General features: G+C 72.1%; 13 protein-coding genes. 8 read left to right on the forward strand and 5 right to left on the reverse strand.

The window, feature by feature from the left end:
- The first annotated feature begins 79 nt into the window (after positions 1-79).
- The gene (locus tag ACZ7GJ_RS20220; RefSeq protein WP_470753417.1) at positions 80-1,609 is read left to right on the forward strand and encodes an ATP-dependent DNA ligase; all 1,530 of its coding nucleotides are present in this window, start codon (positions 80-82) and stop codon (positions 1,607-1,609) included.
- Between the two features lie 19 nt (positions 1,610-1,628).
- On the opposite strand, the gene ACZ7GJ_RS20225 is transcribed toward ACZ7GJ_RS20220, so the two are convergent.
- The gene (locus ACZ7GJ_RS20225) at positions 1,629-1,994 is read right to left on the reverse strand and encodes a DUF1801 domain-containing protein (RefSeq protein ID WP_470753418.1); all 366 of its coding nucleotides are present in this window, start codon (positions 1,992-1,994) and stop codon (positions 1,629-1,631) included.
- A gap of 85 nt (positions 1,995-2,079) precedes the next feature.
- Here ACZ7GJ_RS20225 and ACZ7GJ_RS20230 point away from each other — a divergent pair, with 85 nt between their 5' ends.
- From ACZ7GJ_RS20230 to ACZ7GJ_RS20245, 4 genes are read left to right on the forward strand one after another with little or no spacing between them, the layout of a single operon-like run.
- On the forward strand, positions 2,080-2,727 hold the full coding sequence (locus ACZ7GJ_RS20230; protein ID WP_470753420.1) for a helix-turn-helix domain-containing protein: 648 nt from the start codon (positions 2,080-2,082) through the stop codon (positions 2,725-2,727).
- Positions 2,728-2,743: 16 nt separating this feature from the next.
- Positions 2,744-2,998 (forward strand): DUF6126 family protein, encoded by a 255-nt coding sequence (locus tag ACZ7GJ_RS20235; protein WP_470753422.1) that lies wholly within the window; start codon positions 2,744-2,746, stop codon positions 2,996-2,998.
- A 54-nt stretch (positions 2,999-3,052) separates the two neighbouring features.
- Positions 3,053-4,135: an NAD(P)H-dependent amine dehydrogenase family protein gene (locus ACZ7GJ_RS20240; protein ID WP_470753425.1), complete on the forward strand. Its 1,083-nt coding sequence runs from the start codon at positions 3,053-3,055 to the stop codon at positions 4,133-4,135.
- Positions 4,132-4,611: a carboxymuconolactone decarboxylase family protein gene (locus ACZ7GJ_RS20245; protein ID WP_470753427.1), complete on the forward strand. Its 480-nt coding sequence runs from the start codon at positions 4,132-4,134 to the stop codon at positions 4,609-4,611. The genes ACZ7GJ_RS20240 and ACZ7GJ_RS20245 overlap by 4 nt, the downstream gene beginning before the upstream one ends.
- A 118-nt stretch (positions 4,612-4,729) precedes the next feature.
- On the opposite strand, the gene ACZ7GJ_RS20250 is transcribed toward ACZ7GJ_RS20245, so the two are convergent.
- The 4 genes from ACZ7GJ_RS20250 to ACZ7GJ_RS20265 form a co-directional block, all read right to left on the reverse strand.
- Positions 4,730-6,373, reverse strand: a complete 1,644-nt coding sequence (locus tag ACZ7GJ_RS20250) for a GMC oxidoreductase (RefSeq protein WP_470753429.1) — start codon at positions 6,371-6,373, stop codon at positions 4,730-4,732.
- 91 nt (positions 6,374-6,464) lie between these two features.
- Positions 6,465-7,106 (reverse strand): DUF6629 family protein, encoded by a 642-nt coding sequence (locus ACZ7GJ_RS20255; protein WP_470753431.1) that lies wholly within the window; start codon positions 7,104-7,106, stop codon positions 6,465-6,467.
- 20 nt (positions 7,107-7,126) lie between these two features.
- The gene (locus tag ACZ7GJ_RS20260) at positions 7,127-8,257 is read right to left on the reverse strand and encodes an agmatine deiminase family protein (RefSeq protein ID WP_470753432.1); all 1,131 of its coding nucleotides are present in this window, start codon (positions 8,255-8,257) and stop codon (positions 7,127-7,129) included.
- Positions 8,258-8,380: 123 nt separating this feature from the next.
- Positions 8,381-9,871, reverse strand: a complete 1,491-nt coding sequence (locus ACZ7GJ_RS20265; protein ID WP_470753434.1) for an MFS transporter — start codon at positions 9,869-9,871, stop codon at positions 8,381-8,383.
- 220 nt (positions 9,872-10,091) lie between these two features.
- Between ACZ7GJ_RS20265 and ACZ7GJ_RS20270 the strand changes: the two genes are divergently transcribed.
- The 3 genes from ACZ7GJ_RS20270 (at position 10,092) to ACZ7GJ_RS20280 (ending at position 15,141) form a co-directional block, all read left to right on the forward strand.
- Positions 10,092-13,658: a S8 family serine peptidase gene (locus ACZ7GJ_RS20270; RefSeq protein ID WP_470753435.1), complete on the forward strand. Its 3,567-nt coding sequence runs from the start codon at positions 10,092-10,094 to the stop codon at positions 13,656-13,658.
- A 128-nt stretch (positions 13,659-13,786) separates the two neighbouring features.
- Entirely contained in the window at positions 13,787-14,554 is a 768-nt protein-coding gene (locus tag ACZ7GJ_RS20275; RefSeq protein ID WP_470753436.1) for a serine hydrolase, read from the forward strand.
- A gap of 71 nt (positions 14,555-14,625) precedes the next feature.
- On the forward strand, positions 14,626-15,141 hold the full coding sequence (locus tag ACZ7GJ_RS20280; protein WP_470753437.1) for a protein-tyrosine phosphatase family protein: 516 nt from the start codon (positions 14,626-14,628) through the stop codon (positions 15,139-15,141).
- Positions 15,142-15,196: the final 55 nt, after the last annotated feature.

Below are 15,196 nucleotides of genomic sequence, written 5' to 3' on the forward strand. Positions count from 1 at the left end.
GGCGTCGCGGGGCAGCCCCGCCGCGCCGGAGGTTGCCGCCCGACCTGCGCCCTGCGCCGACCGGCGGGAGGATGGCCGCATGCTGCTGGCCGAGGTCGCACGCGTGTCCCGGGAGGTCGCCGAGGCCTCCGCCCGGTCCCGCAAGAGCGCCCTGCTCGCGGAGCTGTTCGCCGCTGCCCCGGCGGAGGAGGCCGCGCTGGTGATCTCCTACCTCGCCGGGCGCCTCCCGCAGGGCCGTCCCGGGATCGGATGGCGCGCGCTGGCCCGGGAGAGCGAACCCGCCGCCGAGCCCACCCTGACCGTGACCGCCGTCGACGCGGCGGTCACCGAGCTCGCGGCCGTCGCGGGCCCGGGCGCGCAGGCCGAGCGGTACCGGCTCGTGGACGCCCTGCTCGGTGCGGCGACCGAACCCGAGCAGCGGTTCCTGCGCAGCCTGATCTCCGGCGAGGTGCGCCAGGGCGCGCTCGACGCGGTCGCGCTGGAGGGCGTGGCCGCCGCTGCCGGGGTGCCGGCGGCCGAGCTGCGCCGGGCCGTGATGCTCGACGGTTCGCTGCCCCGGGTGGCGGCCGCCGTCCTCGCCGACGGGGCGCAGGCCCTGCGCGATGTCACCTTGCGCGTGGGGCAGCCCGTACAGCCCATGCTGGCGAACACCGCCAAGTCGGTGGCCGAGGCCCTGGCGGCGCTCGGGCCCGCGGCGCTGGAGGAGAAGCTCGACGGGATCCGCGTACAGGTCCACCGCGAGGGGGACGACGTACGGGTGTACACGCGGTCCCTGGACGAGATCACCGACCGGCTGCCGGAGGTGGCCGAGCTGGCCCGGACGCTGCCGGCGGAGCGGTTCATCCTCGACGGCGAGGTCATCGGGCAGTCGGCGGACGGCCGTCCGGTGCCCTTCCAGGAGGTCGCGAGCCGGGTGGGTTCGCGCGTCGACGTCGCCGCCGCCCGCCAGGCACTCCCGGTCGTCCCCTACTTCTTCGACGTACTCGCGGCGGGCGACGAGGTGCTGCTCGACCGGTCGGTCCGCGAGCGCTACGAGGCCCTGGCGGCGCTCGTACCCGAGGACCGTCGCGTCCGGCGGCTGGTCGTCGAGGATCCGGTGGGGCAGGCCGTTGATGCCGAGGAGTTCTGGACCGAGACCCTGCGCCGCGGCCACGAGGGCGTGATGGCCAAGGCGCTCGACTCGGCCTACGCCGCCGGGCGGCGCGGCAAACACTGGCTCAAGGTGAAACCGGTCCACACCCTCGACCTGGTGGTCCTCGCCGTCGAGTGGGGCCACGGGCGGCGCACCGGGCTGCTGTCGAACCTGCACCTGGGCGCGCGGGCCGCCGACGGCTCGTACGCCATGCTCGGCAAGACCTTCAAGGGGCTCACCGACGAGATGCTGCGCTGGCAGACCGCCCGACTGCTGGAGCTGGCGACCTCGGACGACGGTTACACCGTGCGGGTCAGGCCCGAACTGGTCGTGGAGATCGCCTACGACGGTCTGCAGCGCTCCCCGCGCTATCCCGCCGGGGTCGCGCTGCGGTTCGCGCGGGTGCTCCGGCACCGCCCGGACAAGCGCGCCGAGCAGGCGGACACCGTGGAGACGGTGCTGGCGGACGGACCCTGAGGCCCCCGCACGCGCGGGGTCAGCAGACCGTGCCGGGGCGCGCCGCAGTGGCCCGCAGGAGGTCCCGCAGCAGGTCGAAGTCGATGTCCTCGGGCTTGCGGAACCGCAGGCAGCCCTTGCCCATGTCCTGTCCGGCCAGGCGTTCCGCGAAGGCCTCGCGGACGTCGCCGCGCATCAGATAGAAGGAGACGTACTGCTTCTGGGAGGCGAAGGCGATCTCGGCGGCGCCGTCCCGCTGGTAGACGGGCATTCCGTAGGCCATGACCTCCTCGAAGCCGGCCAGCTCCGCGCGGCACAGGTCCCGCATCCGGGTGAGGGCCGGCCTGCGCCCCTCGGGCGCCTCCGCCAGATAGCCGGGTACGTCGTTCGCCTCGCTGTGCACCATGCCACGAGGCTAACCGGAACCCGCGTGATTTGCCTCAGAGGCAAGGCGGATTGCCTGACGGGCAAGAATCTGGCTCAATCGGGGCATGACAACCGGTCCTGCCCCCGGCCCCGAAGACGCGGCCGACCCCGACGGCCCGGTGGGGGAACTCCCCGCCGTCGCCCCGCAACTTCGCGAACTGCGCCGCCGCGCCGGACTCACCCTGGAGGCGGCCGCCGCGCGGGCCCGGCTCTCGCCCGCCCACCTCTCGCGACTGGAGACCGGCCGGCGCCAGCCCTCGCTGCCCCTGCTGCTCGAACTCGCCCGCACCTACGGTACGACGGTCTCAGAGCTGCTCGGTGAGACCCCCGCCGTCGCCGACCCCATCGTACGGGCCGGTGGACCGGGGGCCCGCGAGGCCGACGGATGGACGTACTGGCAGGCCGGGGGCTCGGGCCGGGGCATGCAGGCGCTGCGCGTGCACGTGCCGCAGGGCCGCGGCCCGGGCGAACTGGTCCGCGTACATCCCGGCGAGGAATGGCTGTACGTGCTGAAGGGGCGGCTGCGGCTGCACCTGGGTGAGACCGAGTACCTGCTGGAGCCGGGGGACAGCGCGCACTTCGACTCGCTCACCCCGCACCGGATCGGCGCGGCCACCGCTGCCGGATCCGACCTGCTGTTCGTCCACACCCTGCTCCAGAGCAGCCTCGCCGGGCTGTGCCTGGGCGGCGGGGCAACCACGCACCACCGATAGGCGAGGAGACGTACCCATGTCCCAGCGAGAGACGCTCGACTCCACGACGGAGCCGACCGACTCCACGACGGAGCCGACCGACTCCACGACGGAGCCGACCGACCCCACCCCCGCGCCGACCGAGCCGACCCCCGCGCCGACCGGATTGCGGCGCATGGAGTCGAAGTTCCCCCGAGGTCTCGTCATCCGGCTGATCGCCTACTTGTTCGTGGGCCACCTCTTCGCCTTCTTCGTCTACCTCCTCTTCGTCCTGGGCGCCCAGAACCAGTGACGCCGGGGGCCCGCGGCTCTGGAAACCTGCAGGTCCTGTCGCTACCCTCCGCGCATGATTTCCACGGTTGTCTGGGGTACCGGCAACGTCGGCCGATTGGCCATCCGTGCCGTAGAGGCCCATCCGGCGCTGAAACTGGCCGCCGTCATCGTCCACAATCCCGACAAGGTCGGCCGCGACGCGGGGGAACTCGGTGAACTCGACTACGAAGTCGGCGTAGCGGCCACCGACGACATCCAGGCGGTCCTGGCCGCCGATCCGCAGGCGGTCGTCTACGCGGCGTCCGGCGACGTCCGCCCCGACGACGCGCTCGCCGACATCACGCGCGCGATCAGGTCCGGCGCGGTCGTCGTGAGCCCGGCGCTGTACCCGCTCTACGATCACCGCAACGCCCCGCCGGAGTTCCGCGACCCGGTGGCCGCGGCCGTCGCGGAGGGCGGCGGCTCGCTGTTCGCCTCCGGAGTCGACCCCGGCTGGGGCAACGACGTACTGCCCCTCCTGCTCAGCGGACTCGGCACACGGATCGACGTCATCCGCTGCCAGGAGATATTCGACTACTCCACCTACGACCAGCCGGACTCGGTCCGCTACCTCGTCGGCATGGGCCAGCCCATGGACTTCGAGCCGATGATGCTCATGCCGTCCGTACCGACCATGGTGTGGGGCGGACAGATACGGATGATGGCCCGCGCCCTCGGGATCGAGCTGGACGACATCGTCGAGACGGTCGACCGCCGGGCCCTCGACGCCACCGTGACCACCAGGACGATGGGCGAGTTCGAGGCCGGCACCCAGGGCGCCATCCGCTTCGAGGTGCAGGGCATCGTCGAGGGCGAGCCCCGCATCGTCATCGAGCACGTCACCCGCATCCACGCCTCCTGCGCCCCCGACTGGCCCTCGCCGCCGGACGGCGGCGACGGTGCGCACCGGGTGATCATCGAGGGCCGCCCGCGCATCGAGGTCACCATCGAGGCGACCGACGAAGGAGAGAACCGCTCCGCGGGCGGCAACGCCACCGCGGTCGGCCGGCTGGTCGGCGCCATCGACTGGCTCGTGGACGCCGAACCGGGGCTCTACGACGCCCTGGACATCCCCTTGCGCCCCGCCATCGGCAAACTCGGAAGGAAACAGCCGTGAACATCGACATTCCCGAAGGACAGCACCCGATCGAGTACGTGTGGGGTGACATGGTCCCCGGCATCGGGATGGCCGCCGCCAATTTCTCGCTGTCGGTGTACGCCCACACCACGCTGGGGCTGCGCGAGTTCGAGGCCGCGCGGTTGCGCGTCGCGCAGATCAACGGGTGCATCTTCTGCCTGGACTGGCGCACCGACCGGGACGGGGAGAAGGTCGAGAAGGAGTTCTCCGACGCCGTCACCGACTGGCGCACCACGGACCGCTTCGACGACCGCACCCGGCTGGCGGCCGAGTACGCGGAGCGGTACACGCTGGACCACCACGGGCTCGACGACGAGTTCTGGGACCGGATGAAGGCGCACTACAGCCAGTTGGAGATCGTGGAGCTGACGATGAGCATCGGCTCCTGGCTGGCCTTCGGCCGGCTCAACCACGTGCTGGGCCTCGACAGCGTCTGCATGCTGCCGAACCACTGACGGGGACACGGGTCCGGGGCCGGTCGGTGAATCCGACGGGCCCCGGGTTCTTCAGGCTGTTCCGGTTCTGCCGTCCGCACTGGTCAACGGCCACTGGCGATCTGGCCGTTGACCATGCCTACAGGTCGGTGGCGATGATCTTCTCGATGTTGCGCTCGGCGAGCGCGGTGATCGTCACGAACGGATTGACGCTGGTGTTTCCGGGGATCAGCGCTCCGTCGATCACGTACAGGCCGGTGTAGCCGTGCAGGCGGCCGTAGTTGTCGGTGGCCTTGCCCAGGACCGCACCGCCGAGGGGGTGGTAGGTGAGGTGGTCGCCCCAGATCTTGTTGGTGCCGAAGAGGTCGGTGCGGTAGATCGTCCCCTCCTTCGAGTTGATCTTGTCGAAGATGGTCTTGGCCATGTCGATGGACGGCTGCTTCCACGCCGTCTGCCAGTCCAGGTCGACCTTGTTCGCGGCGGCGTTCCAGGAGAACCGGGCCCGGTTCGGGTTCTTGGTGATGGACAGGTAGAAGGAGGCGTACGTCTCGATGCCAGTCGGCAGCGGCGCGACCTCGGCGAAGGCGCCGCCCGCGTCCCAGTTGTCGATGCCGCCGCAGGGGATGGAGGCCTGGACCTTGCCGGTGGGGTCCCACATGTGGTTGGCGCGGCCGCACATGACGTTGCCGTTGTCGCCCCAGCCCTTGCCGATCTCCTCGTTCAGGTTGGGCAGCGCGCCCGTCGCCTTCAGCCTGACCAGCAGCTTGCTGGTGCCGACGCTGCCGGCCGCGAAGAACACCCGGTCGGAGGTCACGCTCTTGGCGGCCGCGACGCTGCCGTCGGTGTTCAGCTGCTCGATGGAGACCGTGTAGCCGCCGCCGGAGGCGGGGGAGACCGAGGTGACCCGGTGCAGGGGCGAGATGGTGACCTTGCCCGTGGCCCTGGCGGCCGCGATGTAGGTCTGCTGGAGCGACTTCTTGCCCGCGTTGTTGCCGTAGAGGATCTCGCCGGCCACCGCGGACTTGGGGACCGTACCGGCCACCTCCGCCTTCATGTAGTCCCAGTCGTAGACGTCGGGGACGAAGACGAAGGGGAAGTTGGAGCGCTGGGCGTGCTTGCGGCCGACGCGGGCGAACTGGTAGCAGCCGACGGTCTCGAACCACTCCGGGTCGATGAGGCCCACGCCGAGCCCGGCGTTGGCCCGCGGGTAGTAGGTGTTGTACATCTCGTCGGCGTCCACCGTCGGCAGGATGGCGCCGAAGTTCTGCCGCTTGGGGGTGACGGCCATACCGCCGTTGACGAGCGAGCCGCCGCCGACGCCGCGGCCCTGGTAGACGATGATCCCGCCCATCTCCTCGGCGTCCAGGATGCCCGTGTACTTGGGGACGTCCTTGTCGATGGGGAATCCGAGGAAGTTGCTGAGCGGGGCCTTCGTCCGGGTGCGCAGCCAGTACGACCGGTAGTCCGGCGCCGTGGTGTTGGCGAAGATCTTGCCGTCGGTGCCCGGGGTGTCCCAGGCCATGCCCATCTCGACCATGTGCACGTTGACGCCCGCCTGCGCGAGGCGCAGCGCGGCGACGGAACCTCCGTACCCCGTGCCGATCACCAGGACCGGCACGCGGGCGCCGTTCTGGATGGGGTCGGCGGCGACGGCTGCCTGCGCCTGTGTCGAAGCGACCTGACCGGCGAGGGCCATGGCTCCAACAATGGAACTTGTTCTAGCGATGAATCCGCGACGCGATATGCCCTTGGAGCCGTTTCCGTGCAGGGACTTGCCACTCATGTGACGTTCCTCACTCTCGGCGGAATGGGAACGAGTTCTACTGCCGGGTGCGTGTGAAGTCACTACATACGTCTAGGTAACTTTTGGCCGATCACGTAACAGAGGAGGCCGGTTTCCGGCGCCGTACCCAGCCCAGGACCAGCACCGAAGCGACGGCCGCGAAGGCGCACCAGGTGGAGGCGAATTCCAGCCTCCACAACGCTGAGCAGGCCAGGGCCCCGACGGTCAACACCGCGCCGAACACCCTGAGGTGCCGGTCGCCGGAGATCAGCAGCACGCCGAGAGTGGCGAACAAGTAGCCCGCAAGAACCAGCGGCGTCCACGGAATATTCACACCGTAGCCAACAATGTGGCCGCGGATCTCGGCGCTCACCGGCCGGGTCGCCAGGCAGTACGAGAGGTACGCGCCGGTCGCGACACCGGCGACGGCGGGGGCCCACAGGCGGCGCCGCTCGCGCGGCCCGGACATCGGGGGCGCGGTCGCGAGCAGCACGCCGAGCGGTACCCACAGCGGCAGCAGCGGCAGGGCGATCACGGCCCACGCCGTGGTGGCGGGGCCGCAGCCGCCGCCGGAGCGCCAGACCGCGGCCTCGACCAGTTGGTGCACGCCGAGCAGCAGCGGAAGCGCGGCGACGGGCAGGTCGCGCACCCGCCGCACGCGCATGACGCAGACGACCCCGGCGGCGGCGATGACCGTACCCGCCGTCAGATCGGCCGTCGCGCTCCAGCACATGGCGCTACATCACCGGGTGATCACTGTGCGGCCGGCTGCTGCATGGTCGAACAGTGGATGCCCCCGCCGCCGCCCATCAGGCGGTCCACGTCGAGCTGGACCACGGTGCGGCCGGGGAACGCCGCCGCGAGTGCCTGCTTGGCCCCCGCGTCCTTGGCCCGGTCGCCGAACTGGGAGGTGATGACCGCCCCGTTGACCACGTGGAAGTTCAGGTAGGAGTCGACGAAGTCGGGGTTGTCGGAGCGCAGGGTGTCGGGGCCGTCCACCTTGATGACCTGGAGCCGGCGGCCCTTGGCGTCGGTGGCGGCGGACAGGATCGCGAGTTGCTGGCGGGCGTCCTTGGCCCAGATGTCGGTGCGGTCGGCGGGCGGCACCTGGACCATCACCACGCCGGGGCGGATGAACCGGGAGGTGACGTCGATGTGGTCGTCCGTGATGTCCTGGCCCTTGATCCCGGGGGCCCAGATCATCTTGTCCGCGCCGTAGGCGGCGAGCACCTCGGCCTCCACCTGTGCCCGGGTGAGGCCCGGGTTGCGGTTCTTGTTGACCAGGCTGCTCTCGGTGGCCATCAGCGTGCCGTCGCCGTCGGTCTCCACCGAGCCGCCCTCGCCGACGAAGGCGGTCGCGGTGAAGGGCAGCGACTCGTGCGCGGCGAGCAGCCCGGCCACCTTGGCGTCCTTGCGGTGGGTCTGCTTGTTGCCCCAGCCGTTGAAGTTCAGGCCGATCGTGTCGACGGCGCCCGCGCCGTCGCGCCGGAAGACGGCGCCCGTGTCCCGCATCCAGAGGTCGTCCACCGGGATGGTGGAGATGACGGTGACCGTGGAGCCGCAGCGGGCCCGGGCGGTGGCTGCCGCGTTCTCGTCCGCCGCGCACATCAGTACCGGTTCGTAGCGGGCGACCGTCCTGGCGATCAAGACGATGTCCTGCTGCACTCCCGCGAGGTCGGAACCCCATATCGAGCGGCTGGACGGCCAGGCCATCCAGGTGCGGACGTGCCGTACGTCGTCGAGGGGCACGGTCATCCGGCGCGCCGTCGCCGACGCGACCGTCGTCTGCCCGGCCCGTGCCGACTGCGTGGTGAGGGCTCCGAGGGCGAGGCCCGCGGCCCCGGCGCCCGCCGAGCGCAACACGGTTCTGCGGCTTGGGTTCATGTGAACCTCCGAAGGAGGGTGGATGAGAGGTAGCCGCACTGTGGCATTGACTGAATTTTCAGTCAAGGTTCCTCTCCTCCTCTTTCACCGTAGGTCTTCGCGGAAAAGGGCGCCGGACGGACGTCAGCGCTCCGCCTCACGCGGGGGTTCGAGGGGCGGAGCAGCCATCGCGCAGTGGGTACGGCACTCCGGGTGGCAGTCCCCGGGCGCGGGGGAGCGTACGGTCGCCCAGGCCAGTGCGGCGCCGACCACCAGCGCCCCGGCGCACCAGGCCATGGCCCGCCCGAAGGCGGCGTCGAACCGGTCGGCGGAGAGGTACGCGTCCGGGCCCATCCCGGACAGCAGCGGCAGGGCGGCCACCGCGAGCAGTCCGGCGGCCCGGGCGGCGGCGTTGTTGATGCCGCTGGCCAGACCGGCCCGCCCGGCGTCCACCGAGGACAGCACGGTCGCCGTCAGCGGAGCCACCAGGGCCACCATGCCCATCCCCATCACGACCAGTGCGGGCAGCACGTCCCGCACGTACGGGGCGCCCGGCCCCACGCGCAGCATCAGTAGCATCCCGGCCGCGCACAGCAGCGGTCCGACCGTGAGCGGGACGCGCGGCCCGATCCGCTCGCCGAGCTCCCCCGACCGGGCGGACAGCAGCAGCATCAGTGCGGTGGTCGGCAGCAGCGCGGCCCCGGCGGCCAGTGCCGAGTAGCCGGCGACGACCTGGAGCTGGAGCACCACGAGGAAGAAGAAGCCGCCGAAGGCCGCGTACACGCACAGGGTGACCAGGTTGACGGCGGTGAACTGCCGGGAGGCGAAGATGTCCGGGGGCACCATCGGGTCGGCCCGGTGCCGCTCCACGTACACGAACGCCGCCCCCAGCAGCACACCGCCCACGGCCGCCCCCACCACCAGGACGGTGCCGGACCGGGCCTCGATCAGCGCATAGGTCAGCAGCGCCAGCGCCGCCGCGCCCAGCACGGCCCCGGCCACGTCGAACCGCCCGTGCGCCTGCGGATCCCGCGACTCCGGTACGTGCCGCAGTGCGACCGGCACGCACAGTGCAGCCACCGGTACGTTCAGCAGGAACACCCAGCGCCAGCCGGGCCCGTCCACCAGCCAGCCGCCCAGGAACGGCCCCACGGCCGCGCCGACCCCGCCGAGCCCGGACCACAGGCCCACGGCCCGGGCCCGGTCGTCGCGGTGGATCGAGCCCTGAATCAGTGCCAGCGAGCCGGGCGTCAGCAGCGCGCCGCCGATGCCTTGCAGGGCTCGGGCGGCCACCAGTACCCCGGCGTTCGGCGCGATGCCGCACAGCAGCGAGCCCACCGCGAACCACACCACGCCGAGCACGAAGATCCGGCGCCGCCCGAACCGGTCGCCCAGCGCCCCGCCGACCAGGATCAGCCCGGCCAGGGTCAGCAGGTACGCGTTGACCGTCCACTGCAGGACGGCAAGGTCGGCGCCGAGGTCCCGCCCGATGCGGGGAAGGGCCACATTGACCACGGTCGAGTCCAGCAGCGCCATGCCCGACCCGAGCACGGTGGTCAGTACGATCCACCGGCCCTGCACGGTGTCGAGCCGCACGGCGGGGGTGGACGCGGCTTCGCCGGAGGACGCGGTCATGCCTTCAGGCTGGCGCGCGCGAGCGGGAAGAGCCACCGGGAAGAGCCGGGAAGGGCCACCGGCAACGGCCGCCGGAAAAGGCCACGGGGAAGGGCGCCACCGGCCGCCGTGGCCCATGAGGCCCTCTTGTAATGGTCATGACTACTCCTTCACCATGACCCGCGCACGTCACGCACTCCCTTCCCGCACAACCTGCACACGGCGTACGAGGAGACAACACGTGGCCCAACGCAACCGACGACGATCCTTACGAACGGCGCTCGCCGCTCTCACCTCGGTCCTGCTCCTGCCCGTCGGCGCGGGCGTGGCCGCGGCCGCACCGGAACCCGGCCCCGCGCCCAGCGCGGCCGAGCGCAAGATCGAACCCAAGCTCCGCGCCCAGCTCGACGACTCCGCCAAGGCCGTCTTCTGGGTCTACCTCGACACCGCCGCCGACCTCACCTCCGCGGGCCGGCAGCAGACCCGCGCGGCGAAGGCCGAGACCGTGCTCCGGCTCAAGAAGGACCACGCCGCACGCAGCCAGGCCGAGGTGATCAAGGCCCTGGACGGTGCGAAGGCCGACTACACCTCGTACTGGATCGTCAACGCGGTGCGCGTCACCGGCAGCGAGAAGCTCGCCGGAACCCTCGCCCAGCGCCCCGAGGTCTCCCGGATCGACGCCGACGACCAGGTCACCCTCCCCGAGCCCGCCGAGGGCAGGCGCGAGAAGGCAGCCGCCGACGCCGTCGAGTGGAACATCGACCGGATCAAGGCCCCGCAGGTGTGGGACCAACTGGGCGTGCGCGGCGAGGGCATCGTCGTCGCCAACATCGACAGCGGCGTCGACTACACGCACCCCGCCGTCAACAACCAGTACCGCGGCAAGAACGCGGACGGGTCGTACGACCACAACTACAACTGGTTCGACCCGGGCGGCATCTGCTCCACCGCCGCGCCCTGCGACAACAACGACCACGGAACCCACACGATGGGCACGATGGTCGGCGACGACGGCGGCGCCAACAAGACGGGTGTCGCGCCGGGCGCCAAGTGGATCGCGGCCAAGGGCTGCGAGACCGGCTCCTGCTCCGAGGCCTCCCTGCTCGCCTCCGGCCAGTGGATCGTCGCCCCGACCGATCTGAACGGCCGCAACCCGCGCCCCGACCTCGCCCCGCACATCGTGAACAACTCGTGGGGCAGCGCGGCGCACGACGACTGGTACCAGCAGATCGTCGACGCCTGGCGCGCGGCCGGCATCTTCCCGGCCTTCTCGAACGGCAACTCCGGCCCGGGCTGCGCGACCAGCGGCTCGCCCGGTGACTACGCGAGCTCCTACAGCTCCGGCGCCTTCGACGTCAACGGCGCCATCGCGTCGTTCTCCTCGCGCGGCGCCGGCCCCGGCGGCCTCGTCAAGCCGAACATCTCCGCCCCCGGCGTGAACGTCCGCTCCTCCGTCCCCGGCGGCGCGTACGAGTCGTTCTCCGGCACCTCCATGGCCTCGCCGCACACCGCCGCGACCGTGGCCCTGCTGTGGTCCGCCGCGCCCGCCCTGGAGGGCGACATCGCGCAGACCGAGGCGCTGCTGGACGGCACCGCGCAGGACACCGACAGCAGCCAGTGCGGCGGCACGGCAGCCGACAACAACGTCTTCGGCGAGGGCAAGCTCGACGCGCTCGCCGCAGTGACGGGCGCCCCGCGCGGCGCGATCGGCGCCCTCGGCGGCACCGTCCGCTCCGGCTCGGGCGACCCCGTCGCCGGAGTCAAGGTCACCGCCGACGGCCCGATCGACCGTACGACGACCACCGCGGCCGACGGCACCTACAGCTTCCGCTCCCTGTCGGTCGGCGAGTACGCCCTGACCGCGTCGAAGTTCGGCTACGGGCAGCAGACCGGGACCGCCACGGTCACCGAGAACGCCACCGCCACGGGCGACTTCACCCTCGCCCAGGCCGCCTCCGGCAAGCTCACCGGCACGGTCTCCTCGGCCGCAGGGCCCGCCGCGGGCGCCACCGTCACCGTCGCGGACACCCCGGTGACCGCTACGGCCGACGCGCAGGGCCGCTTCGAGGTCACCCTGCCGTACGGCACGTACGACGTGAACGCGACCCATTCCTCGCGCTGCGTCACCGGCGGCACGGCCAAGGCCACCGTCGCCGGGGACACCACCGTCGCGGTCAACCTCCCCGAGCGCACCGACGGTTACGGCTACGCCTGCGCCGCCGCCGGCGACCGCCCGTACCCGGCGGGGGACCGGCAGCTCGCGCTGACCGGCGACAACACCACCGAGCGCGTCGACCTCCCCTTCCCGCTGCCGCTGTACGGGAAGACGTACGGCCAGGCGTGGATCGGGACGAACGGCACGGTCAGCTTCGGCGGCAACAACACCGGTGACATCAACGGGGACATCCCGAGCACCGCCACACCGAACGCGGCCCTGTACCCGTTCTGGGACGACCTCGTCGTCGGCGCCGCCGGCAGCGGCTCGGGCGTCTTCACCTCCGTGACCGGCACGGCGCCGCACCGCAGCTACGTGATCGAATGGCGCGCGGTCGCCCACTGGTCCGCGCAGACCGACAAGTTCTCCTTCTCGGCGGCGATCGGCGAGGACGGCACCGTTACGTACTCCTACAAGGGGACGGGCGGCACCGGCATCAAGGGCGGCTCCACGGCCACCGTGGGCGTGGAGAACGCGACCGGGACCGACGCCTTCAAGTACTCCTTCAACACCGCGGTCATCACGGACGGCCTGTCCATCGCCTTCCGCACCACCAAGAGCGGCGTCGTCGCGGGCCGGGTGCTCGACGCGAACGACGGCAAGGGCGTCGCCGGCGCCACGGTGACCGTAGGCACCGGGGACACGGCGGTGTCGGCGACCACGGCCGCGGACGGCGGCTACGTCGTCCAGAGCCCGTCGGGCTCGAAGACGGTGGCCCTGGCGGCCCCCTCCTACGAGTCCGCCACGGCGACCGTCGACATCAAGCCGGCCGACGTCACGCCGGTCACGCAGTCCCTGCGCACCGGCAAGGTCACCGCCTCCAAGCCGGCCGTGGAGGCCGTCCTCCCGCCGGACCAGAAGCGGACCCGGACGCTGGAGCTCACCAACCCCGGCCTGGGCACCGACTTCACGGTGACCGAGGACGCGGCCTGGCTCACGGCCACGCCCGGCAGCGGGAACCTCCCCACGGGCGGCAAGTCCGCGCTCACCCTCACCGTGGACACGGCGGGCCTGCCCCCGGGCACGGTCCTGACGGCCGATCTGAAGATCACGTCCGCCAGCGGCCGCACCCCGGTGCTGAGCGTCCCGGTCAAGGTCGTGGTCCCGCGCTACCAGGTCGCCCTGGACGCCGGCTCCGACTACGCGGGCACGGACGCGCTCGGGGACAGCTGGTCCCCGGACCGCAAGTACACGGCCGGCTCCTACGGCTACCAGGGCAGCAGCTCGGTCCAGTCCACCGGCCGCACGATCGCCGGAACGGACGACCAGCGGCTGTTCCGCAACGCCCGTGAGGGCATGTACGAGTACCGCTTCGACAACGTCCCGAACGGGACCTACACGGTGGAGCTGGGCTTCGCGGAGCTCTCCTCCACCAAGCCGAACAAGCGCGTCTTCGACGTCCTGGCGGAGGGCACGCAGGTCCTGCCCTCCCTGGACATCGCCCTGGAGGCGGGCACCTACAAGGCCGTCAACCGCACGTACACGGTGACGGTCACCGACGGGGTGCTCAACATCCGCTTCGTCACCCACAGCGGCTTCGGCAAGCCCTTGCTGAACACGCTGCGCGTGACGGACCGCCCCGACAAGGGCTAGCCGGGCGGGCGGGGTGCCATGGGCGCCCCGCCCCTTCGGATGGTCGTACCGGCAATCGGGTGGCGCGGTACGACCGCACCGCGCGACGCGCGGAACCCGCCGTACGGGCGGCCGTAGCGTGGCTGAACATGACGCTCCGGAGCGAGGACAGGGCAGACGACCGGACAGGCGACCGCGCCGCCCGCATCCGCGCACTCGTACGCTCCGCCGACCCCGGTGCCGCCTGGGCGGTCGGCGGTCCGGACGGGGTGCACGAGGGCGCGGCCGGCCCCGGCGTCGGCGCCGCGCCCGACGGTACGTACGAGGTGGACGGGCTCGCGGCCGTGCTGGCCCTGTGGCCCGTCATCGGGACCCTGGTCGAGGCGGGGGAGCTCGGCCTGCACACCCCGCTGTCGGCCTACGGCGAGGGCCTCGCCGCAGCGGCCCCCGCCGGGACCACCACCCACCACCTGCTCACCCGGGACGCGGTGGCGCAGCCCGGCACGCTGACCCGCCTCGTGGAGCACCTCAGCGGCAGACCACTCGCCGCGTACGCCGCCGAGCGGATCTGGACCCCGCTCGGCATGACCGGCACCGGCTTCGCCCCCGACGGCACCCTGCACGCGCCCCTCGCCGACCTCGCCCGCTTCCCGAGCCACCTGCTCTCCCCGGCGGACCATCCCGTCAGCCGCGCCTGGACCGCCGACTCCCTGCGGATCCGCACCGGCGAGCTCACCCCCGCCCGCGGCCTCCTCTGGCACCCGGCCCCGCACGGCGCCTGGTCCCACGGCGACGCCCCGGCCCTGTGGATCGCCCCCCGCCTGCGCCGCTGGGCCCTCCTGCTCCCGACCCGTCCCCCGGGCCCCTTCCGCAGAGCCTTCCGTGACGCGGCACTCTCGGCAACTGCCTGTCCTTGAGCTCCCGTTGACGGGCAACGGCCGCGGCCCGCCCGTGCGACCGCGACCGCGACCGGGGAGCCGTGATCCGCATGAAGAAGACCCGTCAACGAGACCGCGAAGTGCCCGGCCCGCAGGCCCCCTGGGGCGAGATCACCCCCGGACTCTGGATGGGCGGCCACTGGTGGACCGACGCGGCCGGCGAACTGCGCCCCGTCGTGGTCGAGGACGAGTTCGACCTCGTCATCAGCCTCTTCACCCGGCCCGGCCACGGTCCGGGCCCGCGCGCGGAGCACCTGGTCGCCGAGATGCCCGACGCCGCTCTCACCGCCGATCAGCTCCACACGGCCCAGCGCCTCGCGGCGGCGGCCTCGCGCGGGCTCGACGCCGGGCTCGTCACCCTGGTGCGCTGCCATTGCGGGTACAACCGCTCAGGGCTCGTAGTCGCCCAGTGCCTCGTCGACCGCGGCCTCGCGCCCGCCGACGCGATCGCGCTCGTACGCCGCCGGCGCTCCCCCTGGGCCCTGAACAACGAGGCCTTCACCGCCTACCTCGCCTCCGGGCTGGACACGGCCGCCCTGCTCACGGGGCTCGCCCCCCTGCCGTAGTCCTCGGAGCGCGCACCCTCCGGGAGCGACGTACGGTGATCCCGATGTCACCGAC

The sequence above is a fragment of the Streptomyces sp. NPDC037242 genome, from assembly GCF_055604165.1.

What these genes read in the sequence shown, in the direction of transcription:
- ACZ7GJ_RS20235 (WP_470753422.1), top strand. Translation starts at nt 2,744, where the DNA reads ATGTCCCAGCGAGAGACGCTCGACTCCACGACGGAGCCGACCGACTCC.
- ACZ7GJ_RS20230 (WP_470753420.1), top strand. Translation starts at nt 2,080, where the DNA reads ATGACAACCGGTCCTGCCCCCGGCCCCGAAGACGCGGCCGACCCCGAC.
- ACZ7GJ_RS20260 (WP_470753432.1), bottom strand. Translation starts at nt 8,257, where the DNA reads ATGAACCCAAGCCGCAGAACCGTGTTGCGCTCGGCGGGCGCCGGGGCC.
- ACZ7GJ_RS20220 (WP_470753417.1), top strand. Translation starts at nt 80, where the DNA reads ATGCTGCTGGCCGAGGTCGCACGCGTGTCCCGGGAGGTCGCCGAGGCC.
- ACZ7GJ_RS20240 (WP_470753425.1), top strand. Translation starts at nt 3,053, where the DNA reads ATGATTTCCACGGTTGTCTGGGGTACCGGCAACGTCGGCCGATTGGCC.
- ACZ7GJ_RS20265 (WP_470753434.1), bottom strand. Translation starts at nt 9,871, where the DNA reads ATGACCGCGTCCTCCGGCGAAGCCGCGTCCACCCCCGCCGTGCGGCTC.
- ACZ7GJ_RS20255 (WP_470753431.1), bottom strand. Translation starts at nt 7,106, where the DNA reads ATGTGCTGGAGCGCGACGGCCGATCTGACGGCGGGTACGGTCATCGCC.
- ACZ7GJ_RS20250 (WP_470753429.1), bottom strand. Translation starts at nt 6,373, where the DNA reads ATGAGTGGCAAGTCCCTGCACGGAAACGGCTCCAAGGGCATATCGCGT.
- ACZ7GJ_RS20225 (WP_470753418.1), bottom strand. Translation starts at nt 1,994, where the DNA reads ATGGTGCACAGCGAGGCGAACGACGTACCCGGCTATCTGGCGGAGGCG.
- ACZ7GJ_RS20275 (WP_470753436.1), top strand. Translation starts at nt 13,787, where the DNA reads ATGACGCTCCGGAGCGAGGACAGGGCAGACGACCGGACAGGCGACCGC.
- ACZ7GJ_RS20280 (WP_470753437.1), top strand. Translation starts at nt 14,626, where the DNA reads ATGAAGAAGACCCGTCAACGAGACCGCGAAGTGCCCGGCCCGCAGGCC.